The sequence below is a fragment of the Nocardia sp. NPDC019219 genome (genome assembly GCF_040632645.1).
Lineage (GTDB): Bacteria > Actinomycetota > Actinomycetes > Mycobacteriales > Mycobacteriaceae > Nocardia > Nocardia sputorum.
This window is the reverse complement of sequence record NZ_JBEYCG010000007.1, coordinates 103,191-118,212: the sequence shown is the minus strand read 5'-3', so window position 1 is coordinate 118,212 and position 15,022 is coordinate 103,191. Positions and strand designations below refer to the sequence as shown.

10 protein-coding genes are annotated in these 15,022 nt (G+C 66.1%); 5 read left to right on the top strand and 5 right to left on the bottom strand.

Annotation, left to right across the window (positions count from 1 at the left end; translation table 11 throughout):
* Positions 1-684 precede the first annotated feature (684 nt).
* From ABZ552_RS15655 to ABZ552_RS15645, 3 genes are all read left to right on the top strand, one after another.
* Positions 685-1,101, top strand: a complete 417-nt coding sequence (locus tag ABZ552_RS15655) for a VOC family protein (RefSeq protein ID WP_357437841.1) — start codon at positions 685-687, stop codon at positions 1,099-1,101.
* Between the two features lie 94 nt (positions 1,102-1,195).
* Positions 1,196-1,756 carry a hypothetical protein gene (locus ABZ552_RS15650; RefSeq protein WP_357437838.1) on the top strand — a complete coding sequence of 187 codons (561 nt, stop codon included), beginning with the start codon at positions 1,196-1,198 and terminating at the stop codon, positions 1,754-1,756.
* Between the two features lie 332 nt (positions 1,757-2,088).
* Positions 2,089-3,156 (top strand): acyl-CoA dehydrogenase, encoded by a 1,068-nt coding sequence (locus ABZ552_RS15645; protein WP_357437835.1) that lies wholly within the window; start codon positions 2,089-2,091, stop codon positions 3,154-3,156.
* Between the two features lie 106 nt (positions 3,157-3,262).
* Here ABZ552_RS15645 and ABZ552_RS15640 read toward each other — a convergent pair whose 3' ends face one another.
* Both ABZ552_RS15640 and ABZ552_RS15635 read right to left on the bottom strand, forming a co-directional pair.
* Positions 3,263-4,330 (bottom strand): IPT/TIG domain-containing protein, encoded by a 1,068-nt coding sequence (locus ABZ552_RS15640; RefSeq protein ID WP_281879594.1) that lies wholly within the window; start codon positions 4,328-4,330, stop codon positions 3,263-3,265.
* A gap of 249 nt (positions 4,331-4,579) precedes the next feature.
* Entirely contained in the window at positions 4,580-9,490 is a 4,911-nt protein-coding gene (locus tag ABZ552_RS15635) for an IPT/TIG domain-containing protein (RefSeq protein WP_357437831.1), read from the bottom strand.
* 290 nt (positions 9,491-9,780) lie between these two features.
* Between ABZ552_RS15635 and ABZ552_RS15630 the strand changes: the two genes are divergently transcribed.
* Entirely contained in the window at positions 9,781-9,984 is a 204-nt protein-coding gene (locus tag ABZ552_RS15630; RefSeq protein WP_281879597.1) for a hypothetical protein, read from the top strand.
* A gap of 620 nt (positions 9,985-10,604) precedes the next feature.
* Here ABZ552_RS15630 and ABZ552_RS15625 read toward each other — a convergent pair.
* From ABZ552_RS15625 to ABZ552_RS15615, 3 genes are all read right to left on the bottom strand, one after another.
* The gene (locus tag ABZ552_RS15625; RefSeq protein ID WP_281879598.1) at positions 10,605-11,846 is read right to left on the bottom strand and encodes a hypothetical protein; all 1,242 of its coding nucleotides are present in this window, start codon (positions 11,844-11,846) and stop codon (positions 10,605-10,607) included.
* A gap of 923 nt (positions 11,847-12,769) precedes the next feature.
* Entirely contained in the window at positions 12,770-12,958 is a 189-nt protein-coding gene (locus ABZ552_RS15620) for a hypothetical protein (protein ID WP_357437827.1), read from the bottom strand.
* A 165-nt stretch (positions 12,959-13,123) separates the two neighbouring features.
* Entirely contained in the window at positions 13,124-13,759 is a 636-nt protein-coding gene (locus ABZ552_RS15615) for a TetR/AcrR family transcriptional regulator C-terminal domain-containing protein (RefSeq protein WP_281918138.1), read from the bottom strand.
* Between the two features lie 71 nt (positions 13,760-13,830).
* On the opposite strand from ABZ552_RS15615, the gene ABZ552_RS15610 reads away from it, so the two are divergent.
* The gene (locus ABZ552_RS15610) at positions 13,831-14,790 is read left to right on the top strand and encodes a zinc-binding alcohol dehydrogenase family protein (protein ID WP_357437824.1); all 960 of its coding nucleotides are present in this window, start codon (positions 13,831-13,833) and stop codon (positions 14,788-14,790) included.
* Positions 14,791-15,022 lie beyond the last annotated feature (232 nt).

Sequence of the window (15,022 nt, the reverse complement as noted above, 5' to 3'; positions counted from 1 at the left end):
CCGCTCAATTCACTGCCCTGCAGCGGAATGTTCACCCGCGCCGCATCGTCGGGTGTGACCGCAGCGCCCCTCGAAGCTCACCACCAGGTCGGAGGCGCGGTTGACGATTGCCTCGAGCGCGATTCGCATGTCGAGGAGGTGATTTCGATGTCTTTCGAGGGCGTCGGCGTATTGGCGGGGCAGGGGCGCGGTTTCGAAGGCGCAGGTCCCGGGGCGACTGCCGAAAGCGTTGAGCGACGTGGCAGTAACCCCGGGCGCTGTGCGGGCGGCTGAGCTAGTTGTACTCGCTCGGTCTCCGCGCTGGACGGTCCGGAGGTCGGGGTCACCAGGATCTGAGCGGTGTGTGCTGCCCGGCGGCACCCGGGAGGCGATCCGTCGCAAGCACGAGAAGTACGTCCTGAAGTTGGAGGGCCGCAAGGGATGGCGCGGCGCGGAAGACCGGGCTCCCGAACTTCAGTCCGTTGTCCGTGCCGCATTGGAGAAAGAGTTCGCCGTCCTCTTCGCGGAGCGGGACCGCGACCGCGACCGCGGGCGAACCTTGTGGGGCGCGCCCGCACGGCATTGCGACTGTAGTCTCGCAGCCCGGCCCGATCCTCGTCGGTGCCCGGCGCCGATATCCTCACCGGCAAGACTTCGCGGTCCTGTCGCCGGGACGGAGCTGGTTGATCTGACAGGATCTCGATCATGCCGATTTCCACCAGTTCGTTCGACCATGTCCGCTTGACAGTGACCGACATCGCCAGATCCAGGGCCTTCTATGACGCCGTCTTCGGATGGCCGATCGCTTGGGAGTGCCCTGCGGACGCGGACGAAGCCACCCGTGCGCGGTTCGGGTTCCTCTTCGGCGGTGTGATCTACCAGATGGGTGATGCACTGCTCGGACTCCGCCCTGTCGCCGACGACGAGTTCGACGAAGATCGAGTAGGACTGGACCACCTCGCCTTCGCCCTGGCCACCCGGTCTGATCTCGATTCGGCGGCTGCCTTGCTCGACGAACTCGGTATCGCGCACGCGGGGGTGAAAGACCTCGGTCCTATGTACATTCTCGAATTCCGCGATCCGGACAACATCGCGCTGGAATTGGTCGTACGCAAGCAGTAACGGCCCTCGATCTCGCAGTCGGGGTGTGCGGACGGCGCAGGCGTTTATACGGCTCCGGATCGGTCACGCTGTCGTAGGAGTGCACCGTGCGTGCATGACCAGGCTGGCGTGGCCACCGCGCAAGCGCGCTGGGGCCGGACGGGTCAAACGTCTTCTTGCGGCGTCGCCCGGGTGGCGCGGGCTGTTCGGAGGAGGACTCGAATCTGCGCTGCGCGCGCTCGATGAAGCATTCCAGGCCGTATTCGAAAGTGTGCTCGCCGTGGGCGCCGTGGATGTGAGAACGCATGGTGACCAGATGGCACAGCGCGGGATTGTCCCGGAACAATCGCCACATCGTGCGGAGCGCTGGCGCAGCGCTTCGGCCCACCCCGCCTCCGAATGTTGGGGTCTGCCGGGGCGGGTGCGGGCCACGCTGATGCCGTCCAGCGGTGGCAGTATCTGTTGCCCGCAAGGTGCCCGAAGCGTGCAGGACGCTGGCCGACGGGTAGCGGCGATGCCCGAGATCCGACTGCATCACGGTGATGAGACCAGCCGCCCCGTGGTGTCGCACGGTGGCGGTGTCGTTCCGGTCGTGCTGCTGTGGTGGTCAGTGCTCTTGGTTCCTCATCGAGGGTGCATCTGGCTATTTGCCGAACTGGACGCTTGGGGAGATTGAAAGGTGGTCCGACTGTGGATGGGACCGTTGATTTCGCGAGCGATCACCCGTGCGGCGGACTGACCGGGCGTACCGCTGGGATACGCGCGCCACGCCGAATCCCGTTGACGGTCGTTGAGTTCATTTGCCGACTGGGCGCGGCATAATCAATCGACACGTTGTGGGAGAAAACCGGCCGACCGACTGTTACCCGGGGCGGCTGACGCTCCGGTTTGCGACCAGTTGATACACGTTTCGACGACATAGGGGCCGAGCAGTTTGCTGTTATCGGCGGCCTGGCGGGCGGATCCACCGAACGATGACTCGAACCGCGCCGATCGATGATGAGAGGAGTGATTTTGGGTTTCACCGGAGTCGACAGTGAGGATGTTGTCGCCGAAGCTGTCGTGAGCGTGCTCGAACGCGAGATTGCGCGTGATTTCACGCTGTGGCCGCAACTTGCCGAGTCCGGCTTACTCTCGCTCCCATTGCCCAAGCGCTGCGGCGAGGATACGGGCCTGCTCGAGGTATCGGCTATGCTCACCGAGCTGGCCACCGACGCTGTGGAGGTGCCGGCGTTGGCGACATTCGGCTTCGGAGTACTACCGCTGGCAGAAGCCGCTCCGAAAAGTGTGACGCAGAGAATTTTCCCTGCTGTAGCGCAGGGCGCGATACTTACCGCCGCGCTCAATGAGCCCGGCGCACCGTTCGTGGCGACTCCGAGGACAGTGGCGGTCGTCGAGGGTGGGTCGGTGCGGATCACTGGTCAGAAGGTGTGTGTCCCGTATGCCGGGTCTGCACGCTGGATTCTGGTGCCTACGGATTGCGGAGTCGCCGTCGTCGATTCCTGCGCTCCTGGCGTCAGGTGTGTTCGAAGCCCCGGTGTGAGTAGTGCACCGGAGTATTCGGTGTACTTCGAGCAGGCTGAGATCCCGGTGGAACAATTGTTGATCGACGGCGCTGCGCCACTGCAGCGGCTGGCGCTGGCGACAATCGGTTCCGTCGCCAACGGGCTGCTCCAAGGACTGCTGAGGTTGCTCACCGAACACATCCGTATCCATCGACGGTTCGGGCTGGCGCCCGCCGAGGTCAATGCGGCGAGACGAGAGTTCGAAGAGGTCCATGACGTGTCGCGGCTGTTGCACACAGCATCGCGGTCGGCGAATCAATTGCTGTCGCATCGACGCGACCATCTCGAGTATGACGAACGGGTCCGCGACGAACTCGGTACGCTCGCTCACTGGATCACTGCGCAGCTGCCCGCGGCTATGCGCAAATGTCACCGGCTGCACGGCGGTCCCATTACCGCGGAGCCGTTCCGCCGCTACCACGCACAGGCCGAGGACCTGGTGCGCTGGCTCGGTGATGACTCGTTCCCGATGTTCTCTGCCCTGGAGAAGGCCGAGCCCTCCCGGGCTTGAACCAGCCGCCAGCGCGGAAACGGGAAATCTCATCCGCGGCATCGACACTCCCGTCGCGGGCCGGGCCGCCGGCAACAACGTGCCGGCGGCCCAGCCGAATCACCTGTCAGACGTAGGTGTAGCTGACGCCGTTACTGGTTCCGCCCGCGGTGATGACGGTGATATCCACCGTCCCCGTCCCCGTCCCGGGAACGGCGATCGCGGTGATCTGTGTATCGGAATCCACGGTGAAGTCGGACGCCACGATGCCGAATCTGACCGATGCGCCGGTAGCGAGACCTGTCCCCGTGAGGACGACCGTGTTCCCGCCTGCTTCCGGCCCCGACGTCGGGTTGGCCGACGTCAGAGAGGGAACCGGAACATAGGTGTAGGGCACACCGTTGCTGGTACCACTCGGGCCGGTGGCGGTGACCTGCACGGTGCCCGTCCCGGCAGGGGTGAAAACGGCGATCTCCGTGTCGGAGTTGACGGTGAACGACGTCGCCGGCGTACTACCGAACGTGACCGCGGTGACTCCGGTCAGGCCGCTCCCGTTGAGGTAGACGAGGTGTCCGCCTGCTTCGGGCCCCTGGAATTGGAAGATCGACGCCAGCGCCGGGACATAGGCGTAGGAGACGCCGTTGCTGGTACCACCCACAGCGGTGACCGTGACCTGCACGGTGCCCGTTCCCGCGGGGGCAACGGCCGTGATCTGCGTATCGGAATCGACGGTGAACGACGTCGCCGCCGTACCTCCGAACGAGACCGCACTGGCAGCGGACAGATTCGTACCGGTGAGAGTGACCGTGGTCCCCCCTGCGGCCGATCCCGAACTCGGGGTGACCGCGGTGAGAGTGGGAGCCGCGGCACAGCTGCAAGGAATACAGTTACCCGTCTTCGTGATGGTGAACTGCAGCGTCCCGGTCACGGTGATGGTCGTGGTACCGGCGGATGGTGAATACGTATAGGAGACACCATTACTGGTTCCACCAGCGCCGGTGACGGTGACCTGCACGGTGCCCGTCCCCGCGGGAGCGGTGGCGGTGATCTGGGCGGGGGAATCGATGGTGAAGGCGGCTGAGGTGGTACCGAATTGCACGCTTGTGGTATCGGCGAAGCCGGTACCGGTGATCGTGACGCCGGTACCCCCCGTCGTGGGGCCGGACGTCGGGACGAGGGAGGTGATGGTAGGCATGGCGCTGCCCCTTTATTGCTGAAGTGGTTCCTCGGCACCGTGTGGTGCTCGGTTGTATCGGCGGCCCGCCTTGCCATTAACGCCCCTGCACCGGTTGCCGAGCAATGCATCTTCAATCCGGTTTGGTCCGTTTCCAATTCGCTTTTCGCGCGGCAGCCGCTACCTTGTCGAGCATTGCCCCCCGAAGGGGCGCGGATACGAGACCGGGCCGCCGGCAACAACGTGCCGGCGGCCCGGCCGAATCACCTGTCAGATGAAGGTGTAGGCGACGCCGTTACTGGTCCCACCTCCTGTCGTGGCGGTGACCTGCACGGTGCCGGTTCCGGCGGGAGAGACTGCCGTGATCTGGGTCGCGGAGTCGACCGTGAACGAAGCCGCCGGTGTCGCACCGAAATCGACCGCGGTGGTCCCGGTCAGATCGGTTCCGGTGAGGACTACCGTCGTGCCGCCCGCTGCCGCCCCCGAATTCGGGGTGGCCGTACTGAGGGTGGGCGCCGGGACATAGGTGTACGTGACACCATTGCTGGTTCCACCCGCCGTGATGACAGTGATCTGCACAGTCCCCGTCCCCGGAACAGCGGTCGCGGTGATCTGTGTATCGGAGACAACGGTGAAGTCGGACGCGGAGATACCGAACAGGACCGCACCCGCGGTGGACAGACCCGTTCCGGTCAGGGTGACCGTATTACCGCCTGCTTCGGGCCCTGAGGTGGGGCTGTCCGAGGTCAGGGTGGGAACCGGGATATAGGTGTAGGACACACCGTTGCTGGTTCCATTCGGGCCCGTCGCGGTGACCTGCACGGCGCCCGTCCCCGCGGGGGCGAAGGCCGTGATCAGCGTGTCGGAGTCGACTGTGAACGACGTCGCCGGGGTCGCGCCGAAGGCGACCGCGGTGACCCCGGTCAGGCCATTCCCCGTGAGGAAGACCTGATTTCCGCCCGCTTCCGGTCCTTGGAAGGGGAACGCCGAACTCAAGGCCGGAACATAGGAGTAGGAGACGCCGCTACTGGTACCACCCGCGGTGGTAACGGTGACCTGCGCCGTTCCCGTTCCGGCGGGAGTTACGGCGGTGATCTGCGTGGGGGAGTCGACGGTGAACGACGTCGCCGGTGTCCCGTCGAAACTGACGTCGGTCGCTCCGGTGAGATCCGTTCCGGTGAGCACGACCGTCGTCCCGCCCGCTGCCGTTCCCGAACCGGGTACCACCGTGGTCACTGCCGGAACCGGTGCGAAGGTGAAGGCCACGCCATTGCTGGTACCACCCGGGGTAGTGGCGGTAACCTGCACCGTTCCGGTGCCGGCGGGAGAGACTGCCGTGACCTGCGTCGGGGAATCGACCGTGAACGAAGCCGCCGGTGTCGCACCGAAACTGACCGCGGTCGTTCCCGTCAGATCCGATCCGGTCAGCACGACCGTCGTCCCACCCGCCACCGGTCCCGAGCTGGGAACCGCATTCGTGAGAGCGGGAACCGGAATATAGGTGTAAGCGACGCCATTGCTGGTGCCGCCCACGGTGGTGGCGGTGACCTGGACCGTTCCGGTTCCGGCCGGAGAGACTGCCGTGATCTGTGTGGGGGAATCCACGGTGAACGAGGTCGCCGGTGTCGCACCGAAACTGACCGCGGTCGCTCCGGTCAGATCGGATCCGGTGAGGACAACCGTCGTCCCGCCCGCCGCGGTTCCCGTGTTCGGTGCTACCGCGGTCAGAGCGGGAGCCGGAACGTAGGTGAAGGCCACGCCGTTGGTGGTCCCACCCACGGTAGTGGCGGTGACCTGCACCGTGCCCGATCCGGCCGGAGAGACTGCCGTGATTTGGGTCGCGGAGTCGACCGTGAACGAAGCCGCCGGTGTCGCACCGAAAGCCACAGCTGTCGTACCGGTGAGGTTGGTCCCGGTGAGAACGACTGTCGTGCCCCCGGTGACCGGACCTGAACTCGGTACCACCGTGGTCAGGGTCGGAGCTGGAACGTAGGTGTAGGCGACACCATTGCTGGTGCCGCCCGCGGTGGTGGCGGTGACCTGCACGGTTCCCGTTCCGGAGGGGGTGACCGCGGTGATCTGGGTCGCGGAGTCGACCGTGAACGAAGCCGCCGGCGTCGCACCGAAAGTCACCGCGGTCGCTCCGGTCAGATTCGTTCCGGTGAGAACAACGGTTGTCCCACCACCCTCCGGCCCCGAGTTCGGCACCACGGTGGTCAGGGCGGGGGCCGGAACGTAGGTGTAGGCGACGCCGTTGGTGGTGCCGCCCGCGGTGGTGGCGGTGACCTGCACGGTTCCTGTCCCGGCGGGTGCGACCGCAGTGATCTGGGTCGGGGAGTCGACGGTGAACGAGGTTGCCGGGGTCGCACCGAAACTGACCGCGGTGGTTCCCGTCAGCCCTGTTCCGGTGAGGACGACCGTCGTGCCGCCGGTCACCGGCCCCGCACTCGGCACTACCGTGCTCAGCGTGGGGACGGCGACGTAGGTGTACGTGACGCCGTTACTGACTCCGCCGACCGTCGTGACGGTGACCGCGACGGAACCCGTCCCCGCGGGGGTGACCGCGGTGATTTGTGTCGCGGAGTCGACCGTGAACGAAGCCGCCGGTGTCGCACCGAAAGTGACGGCGGTGGCTCCGGTCAGGTTGGTTCCGGTGAGGACGACCGTTGTCCCGCCGGTGACCGGACCTGCGCTCGGCACCACGGTGGTCAGGGCGGGGGCCGGAACGTAGGTGTAGGCGACGCCGTTGGTGGTTCCGCCTGCGGTGGTGGCGGTGACTTGTACGGTTCCTGTTCCGGCGGGTGCGACGGCGGTGATCTGTGTCGCGGAGTTGACGGTGAACGAGGTTGCCGGTGTGCCACCGAAGGTGACCGCGGTTGTTCCCGTCAGCCCTGTTCCGGTGAGCACGACCGTCGTCCCGCCGGTGACCGGCCCCGCACTCGGCGCCACCGTGCTCAGTGTGGGAACCGCGACATATGTGTACGTGACCCCGTTACTGGTCCCACCGACCGTCGTGGCGGTAACCTGCACGGACCCCGTGCCCGCCGGGGTGACCGCGGTGATCTGAGTGGCGGAGTCGACCGTGAACGAGGTCGCCGGTGTACCACCGAAACTGACGGCTGTAGTTCCGGTCAGGTTGGTTCCGGTGAGAACGACGGTCGTTCCGCCGGTGACCGGGCCCGCGCTCGGCACCACCGTGGTCAGGGCGGGGGCCGGAACATAGGTGTAAGCGACGCCGTTGCTGGTTCCGCCTGCGGTGGTGACGGTGACTTGCACGGTTCCTGTTCCGGCGGGTGCGACGGCGGTGATCTGTGTCGCGGAGTCGACGGTGAACGAGGTTGCCGGTGTCGCACCGAAACTGACCGCGGTGGCTCCGGTCAGGTTGGTTCCGGTGAGAATGACCGTTGTCCCGCCGGTGACCGGACCTGCGCTCGGCACCACGGTGGTGAGGGTCGGAGCTGGAACGTAGGTGTAGGCGACGCCGTTGCTGGTTCCGCCTGCGGTGGTGACGGTGACTTGCACGGTTCCTGTTCCGGCGGGTGCGACGGCGGTGATCTGTGTCGCGGAGTTGACCGTGAACGAGGTTGCCGGTGTGCCACCGAAAGTGACGGCCGTGGCTCCGGTCAGGTTGGTTCCGGTGAGAACGACCGTTGTCCCGCCGGTGACCGGACCTGCGCTCGGCACCACCGTGCTCAGGGTCGGGGCCGGAACGTAGGTGTAGGCGACGCCGTTGCTGGTTCCGCCTGCGGTGGTGACGGTGACTTGTACGGTTCCTGTTCCGGCGGGTGCCACGGCGGTGATCTGCGTCGCGGAGTTGACCGTGAACGAGGTTGCCGGTGTGCCACCGAAGTTGACCGCGGTGGCTCCGGTGAATCCTGTTCCGGTCAGGACCACTGTCGTTCCGCCGGTCACTGGTCCCGAACTGGGAACCACCGTGGTCAGAGTCGGTACGGGGATGTAGGTGTAGGACACCCCGTTACTGGTTCCGCCTGCGGTGGTGACGGTGACTTGCACGGTTCCTGTTCCGGCGGGTGCGACGGCAGTGATCTGTGTCGCGGAGTTGACCGTGAACGAGGTAGCCGGTGTGCCACCGAAGTTGACCGCGGTGGCTCCGGTGAATCCTGTTCCGGTGAGCACGACCGTCGTTCCGCCTGCCGCTGGCCCGGAATTCGGCACCACCGAGCTCAGAGTGGGCACGGCGACGTAGGTGTAGGGGAGTCCGTTGCTGGTGCCACCAGCAGTGGTGACGGTGACCTGGACCGTCCCTGTCCCCGCGGGGGCGACCGCCGTGACCTGCGTGTTGGAATTGACCGTGAACGAGGTCGCCGGTGTACCACCGAAAGTGACCGCGCTGGTGGTGGACAGCCCCGTGCCGGTGAGCACGACGGTTGTGCCGCCGGTGACCGGCCCCGAAGTGGGGTTGAGCGACGTGAGGCTGGGAACTCCGGCATAGGTGTAGGAGACGCCATTGCTGGTTCCACCCGAGCCGGTCACGGTGACCTGGACGGTACCGGGCGACCCGGCGGGAGCGGTGGCCGTGATCTGGGTAGGTGAGTTGACGGTGAAAATGGCTGCGGTGCTACCGAACCGTACCGTCAGCGGGCCGGTGAAGTTGGTGCCGGTGATCACGACACTATTGCCGCCCGACGCGGATCCCGCGGTCGGCGAGATGGACGTGATGGTCGGGACGATGACGTAGACGAAGGTGACCGGGTTGCTGGTACCGCCCGGCCCGGTCACGGTGATCGACACGATGCCGGTCCCGGCCGGGGAGACGGCGGTGATCTGGGAATCGGAGTTGACCGTGAACGAAGTGGCCGGTGTGCTACCGAAATTGACCGCGGTGACTCCGGTCAGGCCCGAACCGGTGAGGGTGACCGTCGTTCCACCCGAGGTCGATCCTTGGCTGGGACTGACACCGCTCAGGGAGGGAACAGGCAGATAGGTATAGGAGACCCCGTTGCTGGTTCCGGCCGCGGTGGTGACGGTGACCTGGACGGTACCCGCTGACCCGGCGGGTGCGATGGCCGTGATCTGGGTGGGGGAGTTCATGGTGAATGTAGTTGCGGTGCTGCCGAATCTGACCGTCGTGGGGCCGGTGAATCCGGTGCCGGTTATCGTGACGCTGGTGCCCCCCGACGTTGGACCTGACGTGGGGGAAATGGAAGTGATCGTAGGCATGGCGGAGCCTCCTCGTCGCTGTGGTGCTGGTTGCTCTGCACCGGATCGGTGCACGACTGGATTCGCGGGCCCGCTCTTCCATTAACGCCCACCACTAGTTGCTGGGCAATGTGTCTGCGATCCGTTTTCGGTCCGTTTTGGATGCCGGCGATGGAGACGAGAGCGGCTTGACGGGATGCATCACTCGACGACCGCGGCCGCGATCCGGACCTGGCATGCGCTTGCCGCCGCGCAGATGAACGCCTGCCTGAGGCCCGCACGAGGGGAGGCCGCCGTCGGCGCCGGAGGTCGTGAAGGACTTCGGCCCCAACTTCTACGACTGGCCGGACACGGTCACCGACGACTTCCTGAGCAGCGTCACCTTCGCGCTCGGCGCCCACCAGGAAGCCACCGGTGTCTGCGACCGAGTTGATCGCCAGGTCGAGCACCCGCTCCAGCCGGTGCCGAACGGATCGAGTAAGTGGGCGTCGGTAATCGCTCGCCGCGCAAGATAATCGACGCGAGCCCCGCAGTACCCGGAGCGGACGCGTTCGGCAACACGACCCGCGCCCCGAGAACACATCCTCGACGGCGTACGCATCCCCCGGGACCTTTGCTGTCCTGCGGAGCGCGCCACCAAGCTCTGCCGCGTCGCGAGCCAGCTCGGTCGATCGCTGTGCTGGACAACCATTCCGGCATCCCGAGTCGATCCTCTTCCTGGATCGGTCGGCGTCGACGACGAGGGGGGTCAGCCACTGGGCAACGCCTGCTCACTCATCGTCGCCGGCATCGGGATCGCGCAGCGGGCCGGTGGATGCCACGGCGTCGGCGCGTCCGACGACTCGGTGACCGGGCTATGAGCTCGCCGATCACGCGATCGCAAACGCAAGGGCCGCTCCGGTGGCCGGCCACCGAGCCTCGACACCGAGACCTACGAACGGCTCGAACCACGGGGAGACACAACGTAGTCGTGGCGGCCGACTCCCGAGGCCTGCGCTGCGCCTCGTCGACTGATGTGTTGTCGCCGAGCGCTGCCCGCCGGAATCGACCGCCACGTCCTGCCTCGTTGGAGCACTTTCGCGCTGTACCGGATTCAACCTCGCGTGCCACCGGGCGCGAGGCCCGGGGCATCAGTTCATGCGGAGGTGGGATCGAACGCGGCGGTGACGCGGTCCACGAGGTTCTTGGCTTCGGGGCTGTCGTGGTCGGTGGGCAGCTCCACGGGCTGTCCGTCGAGCGGGACGGTTACCGGCCGACGGTCCGCGAGCACCTTTCCGGCACCGTCGCCGAGCGGTAGACCGGCCGCCGCCCGGATGCGGTTCATCACGATGTCGGTGCCGACCGGCGGGAGGGCGACGACGCCCTGCGGCCACTGCACGCCGTTGATTTCGAAGAACCCATGGTAGCCGCCTATGTGCTGGTATCCGACCTGGTTCCAGTACAAATCATCTGGCGTCGAGCCTTGCGTTTGATCTATCTCATTGTTGAACGTGCCGTGGAACACGCCGCTGGTGGGGTCGAAGTGTGCATATTGGCCTGACACGGACGCCTGTATCTCGAGCAACTCGAACACAACCTCCATACCACCGGGGGCGGGCCGGTTGTTCTTGGAGTAGAGAGCCTTGGCGCCATCGATGTCGGGCGGGTTCCACATGTGCGGGACGACGTCGAGGTCGTTCGCGTAGCGCTTCACTTGTTGCAGGCGCTGGGTGGTGTAGGTGACGAATTCCTGATTGCAGAAACTCGGTCCGGCGGTCGAGAGCACGCTGATCCTGGCTTTCTCGGAATTGTCCCAAAGCCACTGGGTGTCGCGCAGGAACAGGGCCAGCGTGAGTGACAGGGCACCGCCGAGGCTGTGGCCGGTGACGGTCAGGTTGATCGCCTTGTCGTCGAGCGCGCTCAGGAACTCGGGCAAGCTGTGACCGGCGCCGGGACGGGGCCCGGAGGGTCTGATGCCGAGAAGGGTTTTCACCCCGATGGCCGTGCCGATCGTGTGCCAGGCGGCGTTATTCGCGAACCACGGCGTCTGGAGAATGAAGGAGTCCTCGACGAGCCAGTCGAACACCAGTGCGTCGCTGCTGCCTGCCATGGCGATCACGTATCGGGAGCGATCCTCGGTGCTTCGCACCATATACAGGGCATTGACCGCGTACAAGTCGGTGTCGAACAGCGCGACTCCCGGACCCCAGACGATCTCCCACCCTCCGATGACCTCCTGGTTGGTGTCGAGATACTGCTGGATCTTCTGATAGAGCGTGGCCTCCAGGTCGCTGTCTTCTTTGCTGATGCTGTTGACCAGATTCGCGTACTCGCACAGCTGATATGTGATCTTGTCTTGCAGAGTCGGCTCATTGATCGTCGTGGATCGTGCAGTCATGTACCGCTCCTTACCGTATGAGTTTCATCCGAAACAGAGAGGAGAAAGCGGTGACGCGAATTCACACGCCGCACCCGCGCCGGGGACAGAACATCCCGGACCGGTAGCTGCGTATAGGACTCTAGACGATCCACCACACATGCGGGCGAATAATCTGCCCGTCCGGGACCTGACGTCGTCGCCTGCCGGCGGAGGCTCCGCGCGGTCACCGGAGACGCTGGTAGCCGTTCCTTTCGGCCCGAGCGCGAATTTGGCCCAATGTCCTGGATTGCTTGCACGCGCAGCGCGCTGGCCTCGAATCCCAGCCAGGAGGCCCGGAAGGTCTTTGGATTTTCGGCGACCTGGAGAGCTACCTTGCGAACGCGTGGTGCCGGATCGTGGGCTGATCAACGATCGCCGGTTCCGGAACTTCTCCGGGACCGGCGGCGATTCCAGTCCGCTGGACGCGGTGGCGGGGGCGGTCGGGGAGGGGCCGGTGGTCTCCGACGACTACCAGCCGGCGCAAGTGAGGAGTAGCGCGACCGCTGCTGCTGCCGCGATGGTCCGGCGCATTGGTCAGCTGAGGCCGAATCCGATTCCGAACGTGAGGGCGAGCCATCGGAGGACCGCGTGGAAGCCGGCGCCGAGATCGAGGCCGAAGGAGTCCATCGATCTCATCTCCTTCCGAGATCGAATCTTCTGCGATTCCCCGACCTGTTGATCATTTTATCGCTGGGCACAGCCTTTCCGCAGCATCGATCGGCACTGATGGAAGGTTGGTCGGCGCGGTCGGTGGCGCGGGCGGGACACAATCGTTGTGCTGCCCCGGGGAAGTGTCGCGGATTGATTTCTGTTGCCGGAGCATTCCGTGCAGAAAGAGGCCGGGCGGATTCGTGATCCGCCCGGCCGTCTCGACCACCTCGATTCGATTCTTCAGGAGAACATCAGAACGGCAAGAACAGGCCGATGGTCGCACCGATGGCAGCGCCGACCGCGCAACCGATGACGGTGCCGACGAGGAAGAACCAGATACCGATCAGAACGCCTACGGCGCATCCGATCGCGGCACCCACGAAGAGCCCGACGAGCAGTGCGTCATGCAGCAGCCCTTCGACCTCGGGAAGTCCAATCATCGGACGATGTATTTGGAATTCCCCCGGGCGGGCGACATTGTCCGTCAACCTGATCTTTCTCCGTCGACATCGGCAATGTCGATAGGTGTCCGGTATGAAGTTTTGTCGTAATACCGGTCGGGAATAATCTCTGATCGGTTATCGCGGCATTCGGCGACCCGGCCGTCAGCGCAACCGAGCCGCGAGCCCGTCGAGCACGACGCCGAGGTGTCGTTCGAACCTGCTGTCACCGTCGTCGCGGAGGTGCCCGGCGGCCTTGACCAGATCGGCGCCTTCACCCAGCCACTCGTCGCGTTCGGCGACCGAGTACCGGGCCGGGTCGGCGTCGGCCGACTGGCTGCGCTCCTGCTCCTCGATGACGAAGCCGACGACGTACGCGGTGACCAGGTCGAGGGCGTCGTCCGCCTCCGCCAGTGAGAACCCGGCCGCGGTCAAGCGCGCGAGCCAGGATTCCTTCGCTTTCACCACGTCGGGGTCGGAGAAGCGCGTGCCGCTGAAGATGCGCGCGCCGTCCCGGTGGCGCAGGTACTCCGCGCGCAAGGCGCGGGCGTAGGCGGCTACGTCGTCACGCCAGTCGTCGCCGGAAGCGATCGCCGAGAGGGCGTCGGTGACGCGGCGCATCACGAACGTGCTCATCTCGTCGAGCAGTTCCTGCTTGTTGCGGACGTGCCAGTACAGCGCGGGGGCCTTCACTTCGAGCCGGGAAGCGAGCGCGCGGACGGTCAGCGCGTCCATGCCCTTCTCGTTGAGCAACTCGAGCGCCGCCGCCACGATCCGCTCCCGGGTGATGCCCTTCGCCACGGTTGACACCTTAACAAAGTTCAGGAAAGGTGGGTGACAGGGTCAAACCTAACTTAGTTAAGGAGTTTGTCATGCGCGCTGCGGTCGTCAACGCCCCAGGAGCGACACCCGTCTGCGGAGACTTTCCCGACCCGGAACAGTGGCCGGGCCGGGCGCCGCTGAGACTCGTGGGCGCGGGTCTGCACCACGTCGTTCGCGGGCTGGCCTCCGGCCGCCACTACGGCAGCGACCATGCCTACCCCGTCGTGCCGGGCGTCGACGCCGTGGCCCGGACCGACGACGGGCGGCTGGTCTACACGGGCCTCGCCCGGTTGCCGTGGGGAACGATGGCCGAACGGCTGGTCACTCCGTTCGAAGTGGAGCTGCCCGTCGGGGCCGATCCGCTCGTGACCGCCGCCGGCGTGAACCCCGCCTTGTCGGGCTGGATGCCCCTGATCACCCGCCGCAAGGAGACGGGCGAACTCGGCACCGTGCTGGTGCTCGGGGCGACCGGCATGTCAGGCGGCCTGGCCGTGCGGGCGGCGATGTCTCTCGGCGCGAAACAGGTCGTCGCGGCCGGGCGCGATCACGAGGCGCTGGAGCGACTGCGAGGCCTGGGCGTCGTCACCGTTGCGCTCGCGACCGCCACACCCGATGCCGGGGCGGCCACCCTCGCCACCGTTGTCGCCGAGGCGCAGCCCACGCTCGTGCTCGACTTCGTGTGGGGCCCCGTCGCCGAGGCCGCCTTCGCCGCGCTGGAGAAGCGCGGCACGGAGGACGACAGCACGGCGATCGACTACGTGCAGATCGGCTCGCTCGCCGGAACCGAGGCGGCGTTGCCCGCGGCGCTGCTGCGCGGCAGGCGGATCCGGCTCAGCGGCAGCGGCGCCGGCTCGGTTTCGAAGGCTGCGATGATCGCCGAGCTTCCCGAGGTCCTCGCCAGGTTCGCCGACGGCACCTTCGACGCGCCGTACACCGCCTACCCGCTCAGCCGCGTCGGCGAGGCATGGGCGCATCACGGGCGCACCCGTGCCGTCGTCGTCCCCGACTGACCGGCCCCGCTCGAGGTCGCTACCTAGGTCTGGTCAGCCTTGCCGGTCCCGGTCCCGGCGCAGCCGTTCGATGGCTTTCGCGATCAGGGTGGAAGGAGTCGCCGCTGGCCGAAAAGCAGGAGTTCACCGAACAAGGCCGGGGCCAGGATGAGCCATCCGGCATCGAGCAACCGCAACTGATGAATTCCCGGCGAATCCGCTACTTTCCGCAGCCACGGTTACTCGTCAGAGA

Excerpts from the sequence above, each read along its gene's own strand:
- ABZ552_RS15650 (WP_357437838.1), top strand. The coding sequence starts at position 1,196 with ATGACCAGGCTGGCGTGGCCACCGCGCAAGCGCGCTGGGGCCGGACGG.
- ABZ552_RS15635 (WP_357437831.1), bottom strand. The coding sequence starts at position 9,490 with ATGCCTACGATCACTTCCATTTCCCCCACGTCAGGTCCAACGTCGGGG.
- ABZ552_RS15640 (WP_281879594.1), bottom strand. The coding sequence starts at position 4,330 with ATGCCTACCATCACCTCCCTCGTCCCGACGTCCGGCCCCACGACGGGG.
- ABZ552_RS15655 (WP_357437841.1), top strand. The coding sequence starts at position 685 with ATGCCGATTTCCACCAGTTCGTTCGACCATGTCCGCTTGACAGTGACC.
- ABZ552_RS15620 (WP_357437827.1), bottom strand. The coding sequence starts at position 12,958 with ATGATTGGACTTCCCGAGGTCGAAGGGCTGCTGCATGACGCACTGCTC.
- ABZ552_RS15610 (WP_357437824.1), top strand. The coding sequence starts at position 13,831 with ATGCGCGCTGCGGTCGTCAACGCCCCAGGAGCGACACCCGTCTGCGGA.
- ABZ552_RS15625 (WP_281879598.1), bottom strand. The coding sequence starts at position 11,846 with ATGACTGCACGATCCACGACGATCAATGAGCCGACTCTGCAAGACAAG.